This is a genomic window from Pseudomonas sp. ACN5 (assembly GCF_002303975.1).
GTDB lineage: Bacteria > Pseudomonadota > Gammaproteobacteria > Pseudomonadales > Pseudomonadaceae > Aquipseudomonas > Aquipseudomonas laurylsulfatiphila.
In genome coordinates, this window is record NZ_MRCP01000016.1 from 16,606 (window position 1) to 37,537 (window position 20,932).

19 protein-coding genes are annotated in these 20,932 nt (G+C 61.3%); 6 read left to right on the plus strand and 13 right to left on the minus strand.

Going from position 1 to position 20,932, the window contains the following annotated elements:
* Positions 1–122: 122 nt before the first annotated feature.
* A complete protein-coding gene (locus tag BSF40_RS25135) occupies positions 123–470 on the minus strand; it encodes a DUF6124 family protein (protein ID WP_095967264.1) in 348 nt (115 codons plus the stop codon).
* A 738-nt stretch (positions 471–1,208) separates the two neighbouring features.
* Here BSF40_RS25135 and BSF40_RS25140 point away from each other — a divergent pair.
* Complete coding sequence (locus tag BSF40_RS25140) at positions 1,209–1,976, plus strand: metallophosphoesterase (protein ID WP_095967265.1); 768 nt, start codon at positions 1,209–1,211, stop codon at positions 1,974–1,976.
* Positions 1,977–1,989: 13 nt separating this feature from the next.
* On the opposite strand, the gene BSF40_RS25145 is transcribed toward BSF40_RS25140, so the two are convergent.
* Positions 1,990–2,190: a YbdD/YjiX family protein gene (locus BSF40_RS25145; RefSeq protein WP_095967266.1), complete on the minus strand. Its 201-nt coding sequence runs from the start codon at positions 2,188–2,190 to the stop codon at positions 1,990–1,992.
* Between the two features lie 199 nt (positions 2,191–2,389).
* Between BSF40_RS25145 and BSF40_RS25150 the strand changes: the two genes are divergently transcribed.
* A complete protein-coding gene (locus BSF40_RS25150) occupies positions 2,390–3,421 on the plus strand; it encodes an NAD(P)-dependent alcohol dehydrogenase (RefSeq protein ID WP_095967267.1) in 1,032 nt (343 codons plus the stop codon).
* 388 nt (positions 3,422–3,809) lie between these two features.
* Here the strand turns inward: BSF40_RS25150 and BSF40_RS25160 are convergent, their stop codons facing one another.
* The 5 genes from BSF40_RS25160 to BSF40_RS25180 form a co-directional block, all read right to left on the minus strand.
* Positions 3,810–5,360: a glycosyltransferase family 39 protein gene (locus BSF40_RS25160; RefSeq protein WP_095967269.1), complete on the minus strand. Its 1,551-nt coding sequence runs from the start codon at positions 5,358–5,360 to the stop codon at positions 3,810–3,812.
* Between the two features lie 3 nt (positions 5,361–5,363).
* Complete coding sequence (locus tag BSF40_RS25165) at positions 5,364–5,642, minus strand: lipid-A-disaccharide synthase N-terminal domain-containing protein (protein WP_007976061.1); 279 nt, start codon at positions 5,640–5,642, stop codon at positions 5,364–5,366.
* Positions 5,639–6,385, minus strand: coding sequence for a glycosyltransferase family 2 protein (locus tag BSF40_RS25170; RefSeq protein ID WP_095967270.1), 747 nt, complete (start codon positions 6,383–6,385; stop codon positions 5,639–5,641). The genes BSF40_RS25165 and BSF40_RS25170 overlap by 4 nt, the downstream gene beginning before the upstream one ends.
* Before the next feature lie 49 nt (positions 6,386–6,434).
* Entirely contained in the window at positions 6,435–7,412 is a 978-nt protein-coding gene (locus BSF40_RS25175) for an NAD-dependent epimerase (RefSeq protein ID WP_095967271.1), read from the minus strand.
* Between the two features lie 198 nt (positions 7,413–7,610).
* Entirely contained in the window at positions 7,611–8,231 is a 621-nt protein-coding gene (locus BSF40_RS25180) for a cell wall hydrolase (RefSeq protein WP_095967272.1), read from the minus strand.
* 142 nt (positions 8,232–8,373) lie between these two features.
* Here BSF40_RS25180 and BSF40_RS25185 point away from each other — a divergent pair, with 142 nt between their 5' ends.
* Complete coding sequence (locus tag BSF40_RS25185; RefSeq protein WP_095967273.1) at positions 8,374–9,225, plus strand: CAP domain-containing protein; 852 nt, start codon at positions 8,374–8,376, stop codon at positions 9,223–9,225.
* 292 nt (positions 9,226–9,517) lie between these two features.
* Here the strand turns inward: BSF40_RS25185 and BSF40_RS25190 are convergent, their stop codons facing one another.
* From BSF40_RS25190 to BSF40_RS25205, 4 genes are all read right to left on the minus strand, one after another.
* Positions 9,518–9,673: a DUF2474 domain-containing protein gene (locus BSF40_RS25190; RefSeq protein ID WP_095967274.1), complete on the minus strand. Its 156-nt coding sequence runs from the start codon at positions 9,671–9,673 to the stop codon at positions 9,518–9,520.
* Entirely contained in the window at positions 9,660–10,676 is a 1,017-nt protein-coding gene (gene cydB, locus BSF40_RS25195) for a cytochrome d ubiquinol oxidase subunit II (RefSeq protein WP_015095531.1), read from the minus strand. Before cydB ends, BSF40_RS25190 begins: the two co-directional genes overlap by 14 nt.
* A gap of 17 nt (positions 10,677–10,693) precedes the next feature.
* Positions 10,694–12,115 (minus strand): cytochrome ubiquinol oxidase subunit I, encoded by a 1,422-nt coding sequence (locus BSF40_RS25200; protein ID WP_095967275.1) that lies wholly within the window; start codon positions 12,113–12,115, stop codon positions 10,694–10,696.
* A 137-nt stretch (positions 12,116–12,252) separates the two neighbouring features.
* On the minus strand, positions 12,253–14,577 hold the full coding sequence (locus BSF40_RS25205; RefSeq protein ID WP_095967276.1) for an FdhF/YdeP family oxidoreductase: 2,325 nt from the start codon (positions 14,575–14,577) through the stop codon (positions 12,253–12,255).
* Positions 14,578–15,270: 693 nt separating this feature from the next.
* On the opposite strand from BSF40_RS25205, the gene moaA reads away from it, so the two are divergent.
* Both moaA and BSF40_RS25215 read left to right on the plus strand, forming a co-directional pair.
* Positions 15,271–16,269, plus strand: a complete 999-nt coding sequence (gene moaA, locus BSF40_RS25210) for a GTP 3',8-cyclase MoaA (RefSeq protein WP_095967277.1) — start codon at positions 15,271–15,273, stop codon at positions 16,267–16,269.
* Positions 16,270–16,274: 5 nt separating this feature from the next.
* Positions 16,275–17,174 (plus strand): bestrophin family protein, encoded by a 900-nt coding sequence (locus BSF40_RS25215; protein WP_095967278.1) that lies wholly within the window; start codon positions 16,275–16,277, stop codon positions 17,172–17,174.
* A gap of 698 nt (positions 17,175–17,872) precedes the next feature.
* Here the strand turns inward: BSF40_RS25215 and glp are convergent.
* Together glp and moaB are read right to left on the minus strand one after the other, a co-directional pair.
* A complete protein-coding gene (gene glp / locus BSF40_RS25220) occupies positions 17,873–19,078 on the minus strand; it encodes a gephyrin-like molybdotransferase Glp (RefSeq protein ID WP_095967279.1) in 1,206 nt (401 codons plus the stop codon).
* A complete protein-coding gene (moaB, locus tag BSF40_RS25225) occupies positions 19,075–19,614 on the minus strand; it encodes a molybdenum cofactor biosynthesis protein B (protein ID WP_095967280.1) in 540 nt (179 codons plus the stop codon). Before moaB ends, glp begins: the two co-directional genes overlap by 4 nt.
* Positions 19,615–19,912: 298 nt before the next feature.
* Between moaB and BSF40_RS25230 the strand changes: the two genes are divergently transcribed.
* Complete coding sequence (locus BSF40_RS25230) at positions 19,913–20,803, plus strand: LysR family transcriptional regulator (protein WP_095967281.1); 891 nt, start codon at positions 19,913–19,915, stop codon at positions 20,801–20,803.
* Positions 20,804–20,932: the final 129 nt, after the last annotated feature.

The window sequence follows — 20,932 nt, forward strand, 5'->3', positions numbered from 1 at the left end:
CACCCTGTGGGAGCGGGCTTGCTCGCGAAAGCGATATTTCAGCCGACATATAAGTTGCCTGACACACCGCTTTCGCGAGCAAGCCCGCTCCCACAGGTCTGTCGGTGATCCGGAGATTGTGGTCAGGGCGGATCAAGCTGATCCAGTGCGCGGTTCACCGCCAGTTCGCCCAACATGATCACCTGCGCAATGCCCAACAGCGCATTGCGACTCGTGCCCTCCAGATGATCCACCAGATCGTTGGCCATGACATTGGCCGACGCCAGCGACTCGCAGGCATGCACCAGCAAGGTTTCGGTATTGAGTTCGGGATTGACGATGAACATCGTGCTGGGTTTGTGAGGGGTGGCCATGATGTGGGGGCCCAGTTTGAGGGCGCGCTCGGCGGCTTCGTGGAGCTTGTTTGAATCGAGGCTTTCGGACGGGGATGCCGGATCGGTGTCCGGCGGGTTGGGTGTGAGCTTGAACATGGAATGGACCTCTAGCGCGAATAGTAAGGAGCCATCACCTTCGCTACCAAACGAAAGGTGGCGGCCACACGCGGGTTGGTAGACCGGTCGCACTAGAACCCGGCGCCCGCAAGGGAGCCCCGCGCATGGCCACCATATAAAGCACAGTCCAAAAAAATGACTGTATTAAGGTGACGCAATGCGCCTAGAACGAACTCGGGCTACCAAACCCGATCGCTGTTTTTCAGCGACCGGCAAACGATAAAACCCACGCTCTAGACGCACAAGCCGGCGGATTCTGGCGTAGCTGTAGGCAACGACGCAAGGTGTTGTAGCTTGCGGGAAGTAACGCTGACAGCGCTTAAACAAGCACGCTTAAACAGTGAATTTCCACATCACCTGTATCCAGGCTTGAAGCTCGAAGCTGGTCCTATCCCCCAAGCGATATCGAATACCGCAATGTGGTCAAACGCTATGGCGAGGTGCAGGCCGTCAGCGACCAGCCGTGGGGTGGTACCTGAAGTAAACAGTCAACCGCCCCCCTGTGGGAGCGGGCTTGCTCGCGAAGTGGCCGGCACATCCAAAAAACATGGCGCCTGACACGCCGCTTTCGCGGGCAAGCCCGCTCCCACAGGGGTTGTGGCCAGCCGTGGGATTGGCGTTCACTGAAGATCAAAACTGTGGGAGCAGGCTTGTGGCGACGGGCTCACAACGCGTAACTTGATTGACCAGCCCTCCAAGCCACGCCGGAGTTGATCCATGCGCATCGCCTTGCTGTCCGACATGCACCTGTCCGTCAATGCGGTCCCCTTTCCCGCCGTGGACGCCGATATTGTCGTGCTCGCCGGGGACATCGCGCGACCCGCCAAGGCCATCGAGTGGGCCAGGGCGTGCCCGGTTCCGCTGCTGTACGTGGCAGGCAATCATGAGTTCTATGGCAGTGACCTGGTCTCGACCTACGAACAACTGAACAGCCTGGCGCAAGGCACGCAGATCCACGTGCTGGAACGTTCGGAGTACGTGCACGACGGCGTGCGCTTTCTCGGTTGCACCTTGTGGTCGGACTATCGTCTGCTCGACAGCCCCGAGGACCGAGCGCTGGGTATCAACCTGGCGACTCAACTGATCCGCGACTTCAGCCACATCAAGATCGCCCCCGACTTTCCCGACCTGTTCACGCCGGCCATTTCCCAGCTGGTGTTTCTGCAGACGGTCGCCTGGCTGCAAGACTGCTTCGCCCGCGACAGCCGCACGCCCACGGTGGTGGTCTCGCATTTCGCCCCGACACGATCGAGCATCAGCCCGACGTTTGCCGGTTCGCCTATCAACTCAAGTTTTGTCTCGGACCTCCAAGCGCGGATCAAAGACTGGCAGCCGGCGCTGTGGCTGCATGGCCACACCCATGGCAGTTTTGATTATCGGGTGGGCAATACCCGCGTGGTCTGCAACCCTCGGGGCTATGCCAGGAACGGCATCAACGAAAACCCCGATTTCGATGATGCCTTCGTGATCGATCTGGATTTCTGAGGTAACGCTCGAGTCAGCAGCACCGCGTATTGCACTTGCCCCGACCGAAACGCGCTTCCTGGCGTTCGCGGAAAAACGCCTCATAACTCATCACTGGCTCGCCCGGACGGTTGCGGGCCATTTGTGCCACGTAGTTGTCGTACTCGGGAACGCCGACCATCAATCGGGCGCTCTGGCTGAACATTCTGGCGACCTGCTGCAGTTTGCCGAACATGGCGGATCTCTCTGTTGTCGTGGGACCTGGCCCATGAAACCGCGCTCATGTATCGGCATTGTGTCCAGATCGGGCGCCTTTGTATTTTCAAGTATCCAGGCTCGCGCCCGATGCGACGCCGGCAACCCGCTACACTTTCCTCGCTCCGCCGCTGCACCCGAGCGGCCACGACCCCTGACTTCTGATCTGGAGGTATCCCATGAGCGACAGCAGCGAACTCACCACCTTTACCGGCTGGGCCGCCACGACCGCGGGCGCGCCACTGGAACGCTACAGCTACGATCCCGGTCCGTTGGGCAACGATGAGGTGGAAGTCGCCGTGGAGTATTGCGGCGTCTGCCACTCCGATCAGTCGCTGATCGACGACGACTGGGGTATCAGCCGCTACCCGTTCATTCCCGGTCATGAGGTGGTCGGTCGTATCGTGCGGATGGGCGATCAGGTGCGAGGCCTGGAACCGGGGCAACGGGTGGGCATCGGCTGGTACAAGGGCAGTTGCATGCATTGCACGTCCTGTATCAAAGGCTCGCATAACCTGTGCAGCACGGTGCAACCGACCATCATCGGCAGCCACGGCGGCTTTGCCGACCGCGTCCGCTCGCACTGGGCCTGGGCCCTGCCGATCCCGGCCGGGCTCGACCCGGCAATGGCCGGGCCGTTGTTCTGTGCCGGCTCGACCGTGTTCAACCCGCTGGTGGAATTCGGCATCAAGCCCACCGACCGGGTCGGCGTGGTGGGCATCGGCGGCCTGGGTCACCTGGCGCTGCGCTTTCTCAACGCCTGGGGCTGCGAAGTCACGGCGTTCACCTCATCGCTGAGCAAGCAGGACGAAGCCAGGCGCCTGGGCGCACACAAGGTGGTTGCCTCGACCGACTCCGATGCGCTCAACGCCATTGCCGGCACCCTGGATTTTCTCCTGGTCACCGCCAACGCCAACCTCGACTGGACCGCCATGCTCGCCACCCTGCGCGGCAAGGGGCGCCTGCACTTTGTCGGCGTCGTGCCCGACGCGATTCCGGTGCACGTGTTCAACCTGATTCCCCAGCAAAAAACCCTGTCCGCCTCACCGGTGGGTTCACCGGCCAACACCGCGATGATGCTGGAGTTCTGCGCCCGCCATCAGATCCTGCCGCAGGTCGAGATGTTTCCCATGAGCCGGATCAACGACGCCATCGATCACTTGCGCAGCGGCAAGGCGCGCTACCGCGTGGTGCTGGACGCCAGCCAGTGACAGGAGAGCCGAACGCGGTCTCCTGGGCTGGCCTGCCAGCGATGCTCGTTAACGATAACGCGGGTGAACCGGGTGAACGCGGCGCGCTTGAGTCCATCGCCAGCAGGCTGGCTCCTACAGTAGTTTCAGCGTGGGCTGGGGCCTTTGTGGGAGCTGGCTTGCCAGCGATGGTCGTCAACGATAACGCGTGCGAACTGGATGAACGCGGCGCATGGGAGTCCATCGCCAGCAGTTCAGCGTGGGCAGGGTCCCCTGTGGGAGCTGGCTTGCCAGCGATGGTCGTTAACGATGACGCGGGCGAGCTGGATGAACGCGGCGCGCTTGAGCTCATCGCCAGCAGGCTGGCTCCTACAGGTTTCCGGGATTGCGTGAAGGACCTTTTTAACCCTCAGGGATTGGCTACCTGCGCCGGCACCATTGGCATGTGCGGGTCATTCCAGCTGAACCGATAGGCTTTGCCGGCTTCTGGCGGCTGGCATTTGCCGTTGTCGGCATCCGCGCCCACGATCGACCAGTTCGCCCGGGCGTTTTCGCCCAGCTCACGGGCCGCTTCGGCTTTGAAGCACTGGTTCAAAACGTCATCCGGCACCAAGGCGTAGGCCTTGGGGTGTTCGCGCAGATACAGCGCGGCCTTCTCGATGGACGAGTTATCCATGCCGAAATGCACGATCGGCTGGCGGGCGAACAACCAGTGCCCCTCCTCCCAGTTGACCAGCACCAGATCGGCGCCCTGGGTCAGGGTCGCCGCCTGCGCCATCAGCACCTGATCGATGTTGGTGCCGTCCTTGAGCGGTTCGATGAAACCCCGTGCAAACCACAGCGCGAACCAGGTCACCACCAGTGCCGGGAACACCCGACGCAAACGCGGGTGCTTTTTGAACCAGCGCTTGAGCAGCCAAGGCATCAGCGGCGCCGCGACCAGCACCAGCCCGGGCAGCGCCGGGTAGATGTACAACTTGCGTTTGCCCGTGCTGATGCAGAAAAACAGCACCACCAGCACCACCCAACCGAGCAATACCAGGACCCGGCCGTCGCGCTTTTGCAACTGACGGCGCCAGGCAGGCACCAGCCATGGCAGCACCAGCACCAGCGGTAGCCAATACTGCGGAATCACCTTGGTGAAGAAGTACCAGAACGGTTCGCGGTGATGCCATGCAGCGGCATAGCGGCCCGCGGTCTGGCGCAGGAGGATTTCCCGCGCATAGGCCATTTCGTCCGCGCTGCCATTGAAGAAAATTGACAAGGCCAAGGGCAACAGCCAGATCGCGATAGCGCCAAGCATCAGCGCCAACCCGAGCAACCACTTGCGCGCCTCGCCAGGCATGGCCACCACACCCGACCAGCCTTTGCGCACCGCGTAGGCGTACGGAATCAGCAACAGCGCCGGCAGGAAACCCACACCCTTGGTGATCACACCGATGCCCATGGCCGCGCAGCCGGCGTAAAACCAGCGCCACGCCGGGCCGAGCAGAAGGTGGCGCGCCAGACCGTAAAGGCCAAGCGAGGTGAACAGAATCAAAAAGCTGTCGATCTGGCCGGTGCGCAGGATGCTGTAGGTCTGGTAGGTCGCCAGGTACAACAGCGCGGCGTTGCGCCCGATACGCTGGGTCCACAAGCGGCGGCCCAGGTCATAGACCATCGCCGTGACCGTCACGGCCGAAAACAGTCCCGGCAGGTAAAGCGCGATGTTGGGCTTGCCGGTCAGCCAGGTGAAGAACGCCACCGTCCACATGAAGATCGGCGGTTTGTCACCGTAGATCTCGGCGGCACGGTGCGGGATCAACCATGAGCCGTTTAGCAGCATCTCCAGGGCGACGCCGAGGAAGCGCTCCTCATCCACGTTCTGTGCCTGGCGCAGCCCCAGCCCCGCGCCGATCAGCAACAGGGCAAGCAGCATCAGCCCCAGGCACTCGACCCGGGGCGACAACGATCTACGCATGGTTCATTCCTTCACGCTGCGGCTTTTGGCAATCAATTGCAGGTTGCGAAAATAGACGATGGAGCCAAAAGCCTGCCCGGCAATGAACACCGGATCCTGACGGTAGATGGCGTAAGCCAGCAGCAAGGAGCTGCCGACGATGCTCAGGTACCAGAAGCTGGTCGGGATCACGCTGCGCTTTTTGTATTCGCTGTACAGCCACTGCAGGACAAACCGCCCGGTAAAGGCGATCTGCCCCGCAAAACCGACCACCAGCCACAGGGTTTCACGGGTCAGCATCATCCTTCGAGCTCCTGGGCAATGGTGTTCAGCCGCGTGCGCTTGATCAGCCACCAGACGCCGATCAGGTCAAGAATGCCGACCAGCGCGCGGTCGAGGTTGCCGTATTTCGACACCCCGGCCGTGCGCGGCCGATGGTTGACCGGGTGCACGATCATGCGCCCGTTGTGACGCTGGATCAGCGCCGGAATGAAGCGGTGCATGTGGTCGAAGTACGGCAGGCGCAAGAACGCCGCGCGCTCGATCAGTTTCAGGCCGCAACCGGTGTCCGGGGTGGCGTCCTTGAGCAGGCGCCGACGCAGGTTGTTGGCGAACCGCGAGGCGTAGCGTTTGCTCGCGGTGTCGCGGCGATTGACCCGGTGCCCGGCGACCAGTTGCACATCGACCTTGCCCGGTTCGCCGCGCACCAGCGCCAGCATGTCGGGGATGTCCGCCGGGTCGTTCTGGCCGTCGCCATCGAGGGTCGCCAGCCATTGCCCGCGGGCCTCGCGAGCGGCGTGGTACAGCGAAGTGCTCTGCCCCAGCGACCGCTCGTGATGCAGGATGCGCAGGGGGCTCAAGCCATCGTGGCGGATCTGCCGCAGTTCCTGCAGGGTCGCATCGGTACTGCCATCGTCGACGACGATGATTTCGTACGACTCATCAGCCAGCGCCACGCGGATTTCCCCAAGCAGCGGCTTGAGGTTGTTCGCTTCGTTCCTGGCGGGAATCAGTACGGATACAAAAATGTCTTGGCTCTGGCTCATGGGGTCCCTCTCGCCTTTCATGATTTTTTCGAGATCAGAGGCGAACGCTTCAAATCCGATAGAACTGCCGATACCACTGCACAAACGCTGCGACGCCGGCTTCCAGCGTCACCTGCGGGCTGAAGCCCACCCATTCGGCCAGTACCGAGACATCGGCCCAGGTGCTGACCACATCACCGGCCTGCATCGGCAGGTAGTTACGCCGGGCCTGTCGATCCAGGGCCGATTCCAGGCACTCGACAAAATCCAGCAACGCCACCGGCATGCCACGCCCGATGTTGAAGAGCCGGTTGACGCCAGCGCCAGAGCCTTGCGGCACCGGAGGCTTTGGCCGCAGTCGGGCGATGCCTTCGACAATGTCGTCGACATAGGTAAAGTCGCGCGCCATCTGGCCCTGGTTGTAGATGTCGATGGGCAGGCCTTTGAGGATGGCGTCGGTAAACTTGAACAGCGCCATGTCCGGGCGGCCCCACGGGCCGTAGACGGTAAAAAAGCGCAGGCCACTGGCTTTCAAGCCATACAGATGGCAGTAACTTTCGGCCAACAGTTCATTGGCTCGCTTGCTGGCGGCGTACAGCGAAACGGGATGTTCGACAGGGTCCTCGACACTGAACGGCATCTTGTTGTTGGTGCCGTACACCGAGCTGCTCGAGGCATAGATCAGATGCTCGGGGCGATGGTGCCGACAGGCTTCCAGCACATTGAGGAAACCCACCAGGTTCGACTGCCCATAGACATCCGGGTTGTCCAGCGAGTAACGCACCCCGGCTTGCGCCGCCAGGTGCACCACCTCGGTAAACCCGTGGTCGCGGAACAGGTCCATCAGGGTCGGTTTGTCGACGATGTCCATTTTCCGGAAGCGAAAACCCGGCAACGTCTCCAGCACCTTGAGGCGTGCGTGCTTGAGCTCTACGTCGTAGTAATCATTGAGGTTGTCGATACCGACGACGTCCTGACCCTCGCGGCACAAGCGCTGGACCGTATGAAAACCGATGAAACCGGCGGCACCGGTGACCAGGACGGTCATGGCACGCACGCCGGCGACTGCGCCGCGATCGGCGCGAGGCTACTGATCCGGACCCTCGTCAACTTCATGTGTAGTCCCTGCTTATCGCGTCATTCACGCACGGTTGCGTCATGAAGCTTATAAAACAGACACATTTCAGTTTGGATAACGCCGCGCACGACCTCTGCAAAAAACACTTCGCGGCCGAAATCAGCGCCGCTACCTGGCTGATCCGTCGCGGGGTTTATAAAACCGGAACAGGCCGATATCCACGGTCCTGATGTATTCCCTGGCCCAATCCGGCTTGACCGTACGATCATGGAAATACAGGGCACCCTGGGTGCGATCCGGCAGCTCCTTGTTCAGGGCCTTGCGCGCAATTTCCTTGGCCATCGCGTAAGGCACTTCTTCCTGGACCGAATCGGATTTGCCGTCACACCACCAGGAGAACTGACAGCTCTTGGTCTCCGATCCCTGCTTGACCACTTTGCACACCGTGTCCGGAAAGCCCTCGTGCCCCAGGCGATTCATGACCACATTGGCCACCGCCTCCATGTCGGCAGAGTCCTTGCCCTTGGCTTCCCAGTAAATGGAGCGGGCCAGGCACGTGATCGCATCGTCCAGCGGCGCGGCACCCGCCGGGTCGACGGCCTGGACCTCGGACTGGGTAATGGCTTCATTCCCGGGCGCCGGTGCGGGGCTTTTGTTCTCGGCGGCCTTCTGTTCCAGCACCTCGGCCTTGTTCTCGGCCGACTCTTCTTTTTGTTTTTGATCCGTAGCCGATACCGGGCCGGCGATCAGCGTCAGGGCAAGGCAGGTGGCGATCCAGTCGAAGCGCATGGTCGATGTCACTCGGTGAGCGATTCGATTCAGTGTAGTAGTGAAATGATTTCGCTTACCCCACTACACTTTGGATAAATCCGTTGTCCTGGATGGGTCAACTTCGCGCATCATGGGCGCCATCTGCTCAAGGGGGATTTTCATGGGATTCATCTCATCCGCAATGCGCCTGGCCGGTTTGTCACTGGGCCTGGTATGTGCCGCCAACGCCATGGCGGCGGACGAAGCGCAATTGATCGAATCGATCAACGTCTACCGCAGCCAACTGCAGCGCTGCGCCGGCCAGGTGTCATCGGAGCTGCCGCCACTGTCGGCCGACCCGCGCCTGGTGCTGAGCGCCCCGAGCATCGGTGATCTGCAACAGGCCATGGCCACTGCCGGTTATCCGATGAAAAACGTGCAGGCCATCAGCCTGTCCGGACCTCGCGATGCAGCCGCGGCGATGAAGGCGATCCAGGAGAGTTTTTGCCAGATCGTCCTCGACCCGCAATTTGTCGATGTCGGCGTCTTCCGCCAGGACCGGCAATGGCGCATCGTGGTCGCTCGGCCATTGTTGAGCGCAAGCCTGGGCGACGCGCAGGCCGAAGGCCAGAAGCTGCTCACCGAACTCAACGCCGCACGCACCCGCCCACGCCAGTGCGGCGCACAATCCTTCGCCGCCGCGCCAGCGCTGACCTGGAACGCCACACTGGCCAGCGCCGCCGAAGGCAACTCGCGCTCCATGGCCAACAACAACTACTTCGACCACAAGGACCGCGACGGCCGCACCCCGGGCGACCGCGCGGAACTGGCCGGCTACGACTTCCAGCAGATCGGCGAAAACATCGCCGCCGGGCAAGACACCCCGCACAAAGTGGTCGAAGGCTGGCTGTCCAGCCCCGGCCACTGCGCCAACCTGATGAACCCGCAGTTCCGCGAACTGGGCGCGGCGTATGCGACCGATCCGAAGAGCGATGCGGGGATTTACTGGACGGCGATGTTTGGGGCGCAGTAAAAACAAAACTCTGTGCCCTTCAAGAAGTTTTTGCGGTGAGACTGAAGTCCTTGGCCGCGGGGCAGATCGTACCTGTAGGAGCGAAGCTTGCTCGCGAAAAACGTCTGAACAACGCGATCATTCAGACAGCGCGCGTTATCGTTGACGTCCATCGCGAGCAAGCTCGCTCCTACAGGCTTTTCCAAAGTGACCCGCCGTAAGGGTGGAACCAATAGTCGCCGTGACCGCAGAAATGGATATTCACCCAATCCAAACACCTCAAAGCAAACTGGAACCCTCTAACGACTTGCCCTCAGTGACTACTCATCCCCGCCGCCTGCATCAACATCCGCAACGCCCCCGCCACCACCCCCAACGCAACCACACTGCCCAGCCAGATCAACACCAGCCACCCCAGGCGCTTGTACCAAGGCGCCGGTGCCGGTTTACGGGAATCAATGGTAGCCATCGCCAATCCTCACTTTGCCGCGGAACACGTAGTAGCTCCAGACCGTGTACATCAGGATGATCGGCAGGATGAACAACGCCCCGATCAGGATAAACAACTGGCTGGTTGGCGGTGATGCCGCGGCCCACAGGCTGATCGACGGCGGCACGATGTTCGGCCAGATACTGAACGCCAGACCGATGTAACCGAGGAACACCAGCATCAGGGTGAAGGCGAACGGCCAATGGGTGTGGCGTTGGCGCAGGGTCTTGAGCAAGCCGAACATCGCCAGCAAGGCCAGCACCGCCAGGCCTGCGAACACTGCCAGGTGCGCATGGGCAAACCAGCGGGTGGCGATGTCCGGATGCAGGATCGGCGTCCACACGCAGATCACGCCGATCACCGCCAACAGCAACCAGGCCAGGGGCCGGGTGAACAGGCGCATGCGCGATTCGAGCATGCCTTCGGTCTTGACCAGCAACCAGGTGCTGCCGAGCAGCGCATAGGCGACGATCAGGCCGACTCCGCAGAACAATGGAAAGGGTGCCAGCCAGTCCAGCGAACCACCGGCGAACTGGCGGTCGACCACCGGGATACCGGCAATGTAAGTGCCGATCACCACGCCCTGGGAGAAGGTCGCCAGCAGCGAGCCGCCGATGAATGCCATGTCCCAGACATGACGCTTTTCAGGGCTGGCCTTGAAGCGAAACTCGAACGCCACGCCACGGAAGATCAAGCCGCACAACATCAGAATCAACGGCAGGTACAGCGCCTCCAGGATCACCGAATAGGCCAGCGGGAACGCGCCGTAAAGGGCCGCGCCACCCAGCACCAGCCAGGTCTCGTTGCCGTCCCAGACCGGTGCCACGGTGTTCATCATCACATCGCGCTCCTGCGCATCCGGGATCAGCGGAAACAGAATGCCCAACCCCAGGTCGAAGCCGTCCATGATCACGTACATCATCACGCCGAAAGCGATGATCACGCCCCAGATCAGCGATAAATCGATACCTTGAATACCCATGACTCAACTCCCTTCCTTCAATTGACGCGGGCGTCGGTTTCGAGGATTTCAGCGTCGGCAGACAGCGGCCGGCGCGGTGTGATGACTTGATCGGAATGCCCCGCAGGCGCATGTTCGTGATGGGGCTTGGGCCCCTTGGCCACCAGTTTCATCATGTAGCCGATACCCACCGTGAAGACCGAGAAGTAGATCACCACGAACAGCGCCAACGAGAGGCTCAACTGCGTGACGCTGTGATTGGACGCAGCATTCGCGGTACGTTGCAGGCCATACACCACCCACGGCTGGCGCCCCACTTCCGTGGTGATCCAGCCGGCGAGCATGGCGATCAGGCCGCTGGGGCCCATCCACAGCATCAGGCGCAGGAACCAGCGGTTGCGGTAGATGGCACCGCTGCGACGAAGGACCAGGCCCAGCACACCGGCCAGCACCATCAACATGCCCAGCCCGGCCATGACGCGAAAGCTCCAGAAAATGATCGTCGCGTTGGGGCGATCCTCTTTCGGGAAGCTCTTGAGCGCCGGGATCTGCTTGTCGAGGCTGTGGGTCAGGATCAGGCTGCCCAGGTACGGAATCTCGATGGCGTACTTGGTTTTCTCAGCCTGCATGTCCGGGATGCCGAACAGCACCAGCGGCGTCGCTTCGCTACCGTTGTTTTCCCAGTGCCCTTCGATCGCGGCGATCTTCGCCGGTTGATGTTCCAGGGTGTTCAAGCCGTGGGCGTCGCCGACCACAGCCTGGATCGGGCAGACGATCAAGGCCATCCACAACGCCATCGACAGCATCTTGCGCACTTGTTTGGTGTCGTTGCCGCGCAGCAGGTGCCAGGCCGCCGACGAGCCGACAAAGAACGCCGTGGCCACGAAGGCGGCAATCGCCATGTGCGCCAGGCGGTACGGGAACGACGGGTTGAACACGATGGCCAGCCAGTCCAGCGGCATCACGCGACCGTCGACGATCTCGAAACCCTGTGGCGTCTGCATCCAGCTGTTGGAGGCGAGAATCCAGAAGGTCGAAATCAGCGTGCCGATGGCCACCATCACCGTCGAGAAGAAGTGCAAGCCGCGCCCTACCCGGTTCCAGCCGAACAGCATGACCCCGAGGAAACCGGCCTCGAGGAAGAACGCCGTGAGCACTTCATAGGTCAGTAACGGCCCGGTGATGCTGCCGGCGAAGTCGGAGAAGCGGCTCCAGTTGGTGCCGAACTCGTAGGCCATGACCAGCCCCGAGACCACGCCCATGCCGAAGTTGACGGCGAAGATCTTCGACCAGAAATGGTAGAGATCGCGGTAGGTATCGTTGTGGGTCTTCAGCCAAAGCCCTTCGAGCACCGCCAGGAAACTGGCCAGCCCGATGGTGATGGCGGGAAAGATGATGTGGAACGAAACCGTGAACGCGAATTGCATCCGCGCCAGGTCCAGTGCCTCCAGGTTAAACATGTCGATATCCTCATCGCGGATTTAAAACTGTGGGAGCGAGCTTGCTCGCGATGAGGCCGGCACCTTCAACATCAATGGCGCCTGGCACCCTGCAATCGCGAGCAAGCTCGCTCCCACAAAGTCTTGAGTGATCGGTACTACGCAGCGGAGGTCGAAATCAGGTTGCTGGCCCTGGCCTGCTCCAGCCGGATGGCGACGAACTTGGAAGTCGGGGTGAAGGTGCGGTCACCGTAACTTTCCAGCGGCACCAGCGGATTGGTCTCCGGGTAGTACGCCGCCGCCTGACCGGCCGGAATGTCGTAGGCGATCAGGGTGAAGCCGCTGACCCGACGCTCGCGATCGTCGTCCCACAGCGCCACCAGGTCGACCTTCTGCCCCGGTTCGAAACCCAGCCGGCGAATGTCCTGCTCGTTGGCGAACACCACGTCGCGCATGCCGTACACCCCGCGATAGCGGTCATCCAGGCCATAGAGCGTGGTGTTGTACTGATCGTGGGAGCGCATGGTCTGCAGGATCAGGTGCGGCTTGACCGCCAGGTTGCGCACGCCCTCGCTGATCAGGTGCTCCGGCAGCACGCTCGGGGTGAACTGGGCCTTGCCGCTGGCGGTTTTCCAGATGCGTTTGGCTGCGTCGTTGGGCATGTGGAAACCGCCCGGGTGCAGCAAGCGCCGGTTGAAATCTTCGAAACCGGGAATGGTGTCGGCAATCATGTTGCGGATGCGCCCGTAGTCGCCGATGGCCCAGTTCCAGTCGATCGGGTGCTTGCCCAGTGTCGCGGCAGCGATGCCGGCGATGATCGCCGGTTCCGACAGCAGGTGTTTGGACTTGGGTTTCAGTTGGCCGTGGGAGATGTGGATCATGCTGAAGGTGTCTTCCACGGTGACGCCTTGCGGCCCTTCGGCCTGGATGTCGATGTCGGTGCGGCCCAGGCACGGCAGGATCAGCGCTTCACGGCCAGTGACCAGATGGCTGCGGTTGAGCTTGGTGGCGATGTGCACGGTGAGGTCGCACTTGCGCAACGCGGCGTGGGTACGCGGCGTGTCGGGGGTGGCCTGGGCGAAGTTGCCGCCCAGGGCGATAAACACTTTCGAACGCCCCTGCTCCATCGCGCCGATCGCCATCACGGTGTTGTGGCCATGCTCACGCGGCGGCTTGAAGGAGAAGCGTTTTTCCAGGGCATCGAGCAACTCGGTGGGCGCCAGTTCGTTGATGCCCATGGTGCGGTCGCCCTGCACGTTACTGTGGCCGCGAACCGGCGACAGGCCCGCGCCGGGACGGCCGACGTTGCCGCGCAGCAGCATCAGATTGATGACTTCCTGCAGGGTCGGCACCGAGTGCGTGTGCTGGGTCAGGCCCATCGCCCAGCACATGATCACCCGTTTGGCCCGGGCGTACATGCGGGCGGCGAGTTCGATGTCTGCCAGGGGCATGCCCGACTGCTGCTCGATGTGCTCCCAACTGGTGGCGTCGACTTCGCCCAGGTAGGCCCCCATTCCCGAGGTGTGTTCGGCGATGAAGGCATGGTCGAACACCGGCTCGCTGCCGCTGACCTGTGCTTCGCGCTCCCACTGGAGCAGGAACTTGACCATGCCGCGCATCACCGCCATGTCGCCACCCAGGGCCGGGCGGAAGTACGCGGTGTTGGTCGGCTCGGAGCCGTTCATGAGCATTTCGATCGGGTGCTGCGGATGCTGGAAGCGCTCCAGTCCGCGCTCCTTGAGCGGGTTGATGCAGATCACCTGGGCCCCGCGCTTGACCGCTTCGCGCAAGGGCTCGAGCATCCGCGGGTGGTTGGTGCCGGGGTTCTGGCCGATGACGAAGATCGCGTCGGCATGCTCCAGGTCGTCAAACACCACAGTGCCTTTGCCCACGCCGAGGCTTTCGATCATGCTCACCGCGCTGGCTTCGTGGCACATGTTGGAGCAGTCCGGAAAGTTGTTGGTGCCGTAGGCCCGGACGAACAGCTGGTACAAATAAGCCGCCTCGTTGCTGGCCCGGCCCGAGGTGTAGAACTCGGCCTGGTCCGGCGATTCCAGCGCGTTGAGGTGCCGGGCGATCAGCGCGAAGGCCTCGTCCCAGGTGGTTTCCACGTAACGGTCGGTGGCCGCGTCATAGTGCATCGGGTGGGTCAGGCGACCCTGATACTCCAGCCAGTAATCGCTCTGTTCGGCCAGCGCCGAGACGCTGTATTTGTTGAAGAACGCCGGGTCGACCAGACGCCCCGTGGCTTCCCAGTTAACCGCCTTGGCGCCGTTTTCGCAGAACTTGACCATGCCGTTTTCCGGCGACTCGCCCCAGGCGCAACCGGGGCAGTCGAAGCCGCCGTTCTGGTTGGTCTTGAGCATGGCGCGAATGTTCTTCAGCGCGTTTTCACTGCCCAGCCAGTTCTTGGTGACAGCAATCAGTGCACCCCAACCGGCGGCGGCACCTTTGTAGGGTTTGTAGCGGTCGACTTGAGACATGGTACTTCTCCGTGACCTGATTCAGGCCATTGATCGTTTGACGGAGAAAAGCATATTAACAGGGGTAAATTATTGTCTAATCGCTATTTGCGACCACATGATCGAGGATATTTATCATCGTTTTTTATTGTTATTTTTCAATTACTTGAAATAACTTTCAGCCCTTCAAATCCCAAAATTAAGTTCATCATCGACCCGCTCGATCACCCGGTTGTTAATAGTGATTGGACGCCCGTTAAAGTTGCTCTTAGCCTGCGCTCAACAGATCCGTTATCAGCGCAATACCTGTAGGAGCGAGCTCGCTCGCGATGGACTCAAGAACACCGCGTTTAGTCAGTAAACACGCGTAATCGTTAACGACCATCGCGAGCAGGGCTCAACAGGTCCGTTATCTGCGCAATACCTGTAGGAGCTCGCTCGCGATGGACTCAAGAGCACCGTGTTGAGTCAGGCAGCACACGTCATCGTTAACGACCATCGCGAGCAAGGCTCGCTCCTACACCTGCGCTCAACAGATCCGTTATCTGCGCAATACCTGTGGGAGCGAGCTCGCGATGGACTCAAGAGCACCGCGTTTTGTCAGTAAGCACGCGTCATCGTTAACGACCATCGCGAGCAAGCTCGCTCCTACAAAAGGCAAAACCCGATTAACGGAATGTCCTTTCAACGCATGCAGTACCAAGCGAGGGTGTCATGTCAGAACGAGTCTTGATCGATGGCTTCTCCCGGCGCGTGGACTATCTGCGCATGTCGGTCACCGACCGCTGCGATTTCCGTTGCGTGTATTGCATGGCCGAGGACATGCAGTTTCTACCCCGCCAACGGGTGCTGACCCTGGAAGAGATCTATCAAACGGCGCAAAGCTTCGTGGCGCTGGGCACCCGCAAAATCCGCCTGACCGGGGGCGAGCCGCTGATTCGTCCGGGCGTGGTGCAGCTGTGCGAGAAAATCGCCGCCCTGCCCGGCCTGCGCGAACTGTGCATGACCACCAACGGCTCGCAACTGGCCAGACTGGCCGTGCCGTTGTTCGAGGCCGGGGTCAAGCGCCTCAACATCAGCCTCGACTGCCTGGACCCGCAACGCTTTCGCGAACTGACCCGCACCGGTGACCTGGCGCAGGTCATCAAGGGCATCGACGCGGCCAACCAGGCGGGCTTTCGCAACACCAAGCTCAATTGCGTGGTGATGAAGGGCCGCAACGACCATGAGATCAATGATCTGGTGAGCTTCGCCATCGACCGCAACCTCGACATCTCCTTCATCGAGGAAATGCCGTTGGGCACCATCGACGAGCACAGCCGCGCCGAATCGTTTTTCGCCAGCGCCCAGGTCCGCGAACGCATCGCCGAACGCTACACTTTGATTGATTCCGCCGAGTCGACCCAGGGTCCGTCGCGCTACTGGCGCCTGGCCGAAGCGCCGCAGATTCGCCTGGGGTTCATCTCCCCCCACAGCCACAACTTCTGCGGCACCTGCAACCGGGTGCGACTGACCGTGGAAGGACGCCTGCTGCTGTGCCTGGGCAATGAACACTCGGTGGATCTCAAGGCAGTCTTGCGCAGCCACCCCGGACAGCCCGAGCGCCTGGAGCAAGCCATTATCGAGGCGATGAAACTCAAGCCTTATCGACACAACTTCGAAGTGAACGACGATGTCCAGGTCATTCGCTTCATGAACATGACGGGCGGCTGAAACCCATGATCGTGAGACCCAAACCCAACCTGATCGGCGTGCTGACGTCCCTGAAGGGTTCGATTGCCAAGCGCATTGCCTGGCGCAGCCTGATGGTGACGTTGCTCGCCTCGGCCATCGTGCTCATCGAAACCTTGCATCCCAGCTACTTTTCCAAGGTCAGCGCAACGCCCTTCACACTGCTGGGTTTGTCGTTATCGATCTTCATGAGCTTTCGCAACAACGCCTGCTACGACCGCTGGTACGAAGCGCGCAAGGCGTGGGGCGATGTGATCGTCGAAGTCCGCTCGATGATTCGTGAAACCCTGGTGATCAAGGACACGGATGAGCGGCATATGATCCTCAGCAACCTGTGCGGCTTCGCCCATGCCCTCAACGCGCGGCTGCGCCGGGAAAACGAACTGGCCGCCAGTGGCGACTGGCTGCACCCGATGCCCAAGGGCAACACCACGGACATCAGCGGGCAGATCCTGATGCAGGTCGGTCAGCAGTGCTCGACACTCAACGAGTCCGGGGCGATCAACGACTGGCGCTACACGCTCATGGCCAACCACCTGGCCGGCCTGACCCACGCCCAGGCGGTCTGTGAGCGGATCAAGCACACCCCGCTGCCGTTTCCCTACACCCTGTTGTTGCACCGCACCATCTACCTGTTCTGCATCCTTTTGCCGTTTGCCATGGCCGAACCCCTGGGCTGGCTGACACCGATCTTCACCGCGATTGTCAGCTACACCTTTTTTGGCCTGGATGCGATTGCCGACGAACTGGAAGACCCCTTTGGCCGCGACGAAAACGACCTGCCCACCGACGCCATCGTGCGCAACATCGAGCGCGATGTACTGGCGGCATTGGGTGTGACGGAGCTGCCGCCGCAGCTGGAGCCGGTGGATTTCGTGCTGAACTGATTTTCAGGAAACACACAAGACCTGTAGATAGCGGTCTGTCTGCCAACATCTCTGTTGAATGTGCCGACCTCTTCGCGGGCAAGCCCGCTCCCACAGGGATTGTGGCCTGCCGCGGGATTGGCGTTCACTGAAGATCAAAACTGTGGGAGCGAGCCTGCTCGCGAAGGCGGTCTGTCTGCCAACATCTCTGTTGGATATGCTGGCCTCTTCGCGGGCAGCTAGTCCCGGGATTGGCACTCGCTGAAGATCAAAACTGTGGGAGCGAGCCTGCTCGCGAAGGCGGTCTGTCTGCCAACATCTCTGTTGGATATGCTGGCCTCTTCGCGGGCAGCTAGTCCCGGGATTGGCACTCGCTGAAGATCAAAACTGTGGGAGCGAGCCTGCTCGCGAAGGCGTTCTGTCTGCCAACATCTCTATTGGATATGCTGGCCTCTTCGCGGGCAGCTAGTCCCGGGATTGGCACTCGCTGAAGATCAAAACTGTGGGAGCGAGCCTGCTCGCGAAGGCGGTGGGTCAGCCAACATCTCTGTTGGATATGCTGGCCTCTTCGCGGGCAGCTAGTCCCGGGATTGGCACTCGCTGAAGATCAAAACTGTGGGAGCGAGCTTGCTCGCGAAGGCGGTCTGTCTGCCAACATCTCTGTTGGATATGCCGGCCTCTTCGCGGGCAAGCCCGCTCCCACAATATGTTTACTGTATTCAAAACAGTTCGCTGAAGGGTATGAACCGCGCTGTATCACCCTCGCCCAGCGTGCAACCTTCCGGCACTTCCACCAGTCCATCGGCCCAGGATGCCCCCAGCAAAACACCTGAGCTCTGGTTCGGATACAACACCGCTCGACCGTCTTCGAGTTTCGCCCGCAGGTACTCGCGGCGGCTCCCGGGTTTGGGCCAGGCAAAGCCGACGCTGACCGGGAAGCTCAACGGCTCGACCTCTTCCACACCCTGAATCCGCAACAGATAAGCCCGGGCCAACAGGCCGAAAGTGACCAACGCCGATGTCGGATTACCCGGCAGGCCAATCACCGGCACGCGGCCGAAGTGGCCCACGGTCAATGGCTTGCCGGGTTTGATCGAGAGTTTCCACAGCAACGGCTTGCCGCACTCGCGCAGTACCTGGCCGAGGCAGTCGGCGTCACCGGCGGACACACCGCCCGTGCTGAGCATCAGGTCTGCCGTGTGTTGCAGCTGTTCGAGCTTGAGTCGCGTCTGGCGTGGTTCGTCGGGAAGAATGCCGGCATCGATGACCTCGCAACCCAACGCATTCAACCAATGGCTCAACAATGTCCGGTTGCTGTTGTAGAGGCTGCCGGGCTTGAGGGGATTGCCCGGTTCGACCAGTTCATCACCGGTGGACAGCAACGCCACCCGAGGTCGGCGCACCACCTGCACATGGGTGCAGCCCTGCGCCGCCGCGACCGCCAGTTCGAACGGACCGAGACGCTTGCCAGCGCGCAGCAGCACATCGCCGACGCGGTTCTCCTGGCCTTGCGGGCGGATGTTGCTGCCGGCGCTCAGGGGCTGCTTGAAGCGGATACGTCCGTCATCCAGTACCTGCGTGTTCTCCTGCATCTCCACGCAGTCGGCACCCGGAGGAACCGGGGCGCCGGTGAAGATGCGCGCGCAGGTTCCCGGTGCCAGGGCTTCGGGGGCCTGACCGGCAAACACCTGCTGTGACACGGCCAGCGGTGCCCCGTCCCAACCCAAGACATTCAGGGCATAGCCGTCCATGGCGCTGTTGGGCCATGGCGGCAGATCGAGGGTCGCCAGCAGGTCGTTGGCCAATACCCGTTGCCGCGCGGCATCGAGCGGCACGGCTTCGCTGCCTTCAATCCACTGCGCCTCGGCCATTGTCAGTAAACGGTCGATGGCCTGCTCTACCGGCATCAAGGGCGAAGCGCTCATCCGCGCGTTCCGCAGGCTTGCACAGGCTTGAGGTGCGGCACGAAATTGCACGGCCGGTGGCGCGCGTCGAGCTGCTCGGCGAGGATGCCTTCCCACGCGGTGCGGCAGGCGCCCGTGGAACCCGGCAGGCAGCAGACCAGCGTGCCATTGGCCAGCCCGGCCAGCGCCCGGCTCTGCACCGTGGAGGTGCCGATGTCGAGGATCGAGATCGCCCGGAACAGCTCACCGAAGCCATCGATCTGTTTATCCAGCAAGCAGGCGATTGCCTCGGGGGTGCTGTCGCGGCCGGTGAACCCGGTGCCGCCCGTGATCAGCACCACCTGGATGCCGTCGTCGGCGATCCAGTTCGCCACCTGTGCGCGGATCTTGTACAGGTCATCCTTGAGCAGGTTGCGCTCGCTGAGGGTGTGACCGGCTTCCAGCAAACGGCTGACAAGTAATTGGCCGGAAGTGTCATTGGCATATTCACGGGTATCGCTGACGGTCAGTACGGCAATATTCAAGGGTATAAACAAGGCATCCGGTTTGACGCTCATGGGGTTCTCCGGCAGGCATGAATTAGATAGCTAAGTTAAATGACTTCCGGAGACTAATTCGACAAATCAAACCGTGTCTAATCACTCTAACCAACCAGACTATCGAGGCGCTCTATCAATATAAAACGGCCAGAAATAACATCAGTGATAGAGCCCGTCGATAACCCCTTAAACAACAGTGATTGGACGCACGCCAAAGACAGTGAGATCGTCCGCACCTCACGTTTGCGCCTCGCCTTGTGTCTTGCACACCTGAGTCAATACTTAACCCTTCACTCCCCCGCCAGCAGGTGCCGTCATGGACATCAAACAACTCAAGTTCCTGATCGCCCTGGAGCAGACCCGCCACTTCGGCCAGGCGGCCGCGCGCTGCCACATCACCCAGCCCACCCTGTCGATGCGCCTGCGCAACCTGGAGGATGAACTGGACCTGGTGCTGGTCACCCGGGGCCAGCGCTTCGAAGGTTTTACCGAAGCCGGCGAGCGTGTACTGGCGTGGGCCAGGACCCTGCTGGCGGCCCACGACGGGCTGTTCGCCGAGGCCGCCGCGTGCCGGGGCCAGCTCGTGGGTAACCTGCGCCTGGGGCTGGTGCCGCTCAGCAGCTTCAACCCGGTCACCTACATCCAGGGCCTGTCCCGCAGCTTTCCCGAGCTCAAGTACAGCCTGTCGTCCCTGAGTTCCGACCAGATCATCGAGGGCCTGGGCAACAATCAGCTGGACCTGGGCGTGTGCTACCTCGATCACGTCAACCCGAACTATTTCGAGTTTTTCGAGATCGGCGAAACCCGCGTAGGCCTGCTGTACGACACCCGCCACTTCCATTTCGACGGCACGCAAATGAGCTGGGAGGACGCCGCCGAACTGCCGCTGGGGATGCTCAGCAACGGCATGCACTACCGCAAATCCATCGACCTGAGCTTTCGCAGCCGCGGACTGGACCCGCAGCCGATCCTGGAAAGCGATTCGACCTACCAGTTGCTGCAGGCGATCCACGAAGGTTTCTGCTGCGCGATCATGCCGCTGGACAGTGGCCTGGAAGAGCCCATCGAACACCTGTCGTTCATCGAATTGCCCGATGCCAGCGTGCTTGCGCCCTTGGGCCTGGTGATGCGCAAGACCGAGCCACGTTCGGCGATTGCCGAGAAGTGTTTCGCCGAAGCGCGAACGCTATTCAGCCGCACCGACTGAGCAACTTTCGGCTTTATAAAACCGAAACACAGATGTTTGCCCGGCGTGATAGACATCACCAATCGGCGCATCGGAACAAGCGATTGGACGCTTTGAAAAGTTACCCGTAGCCTGAACTTAATTCAGCGC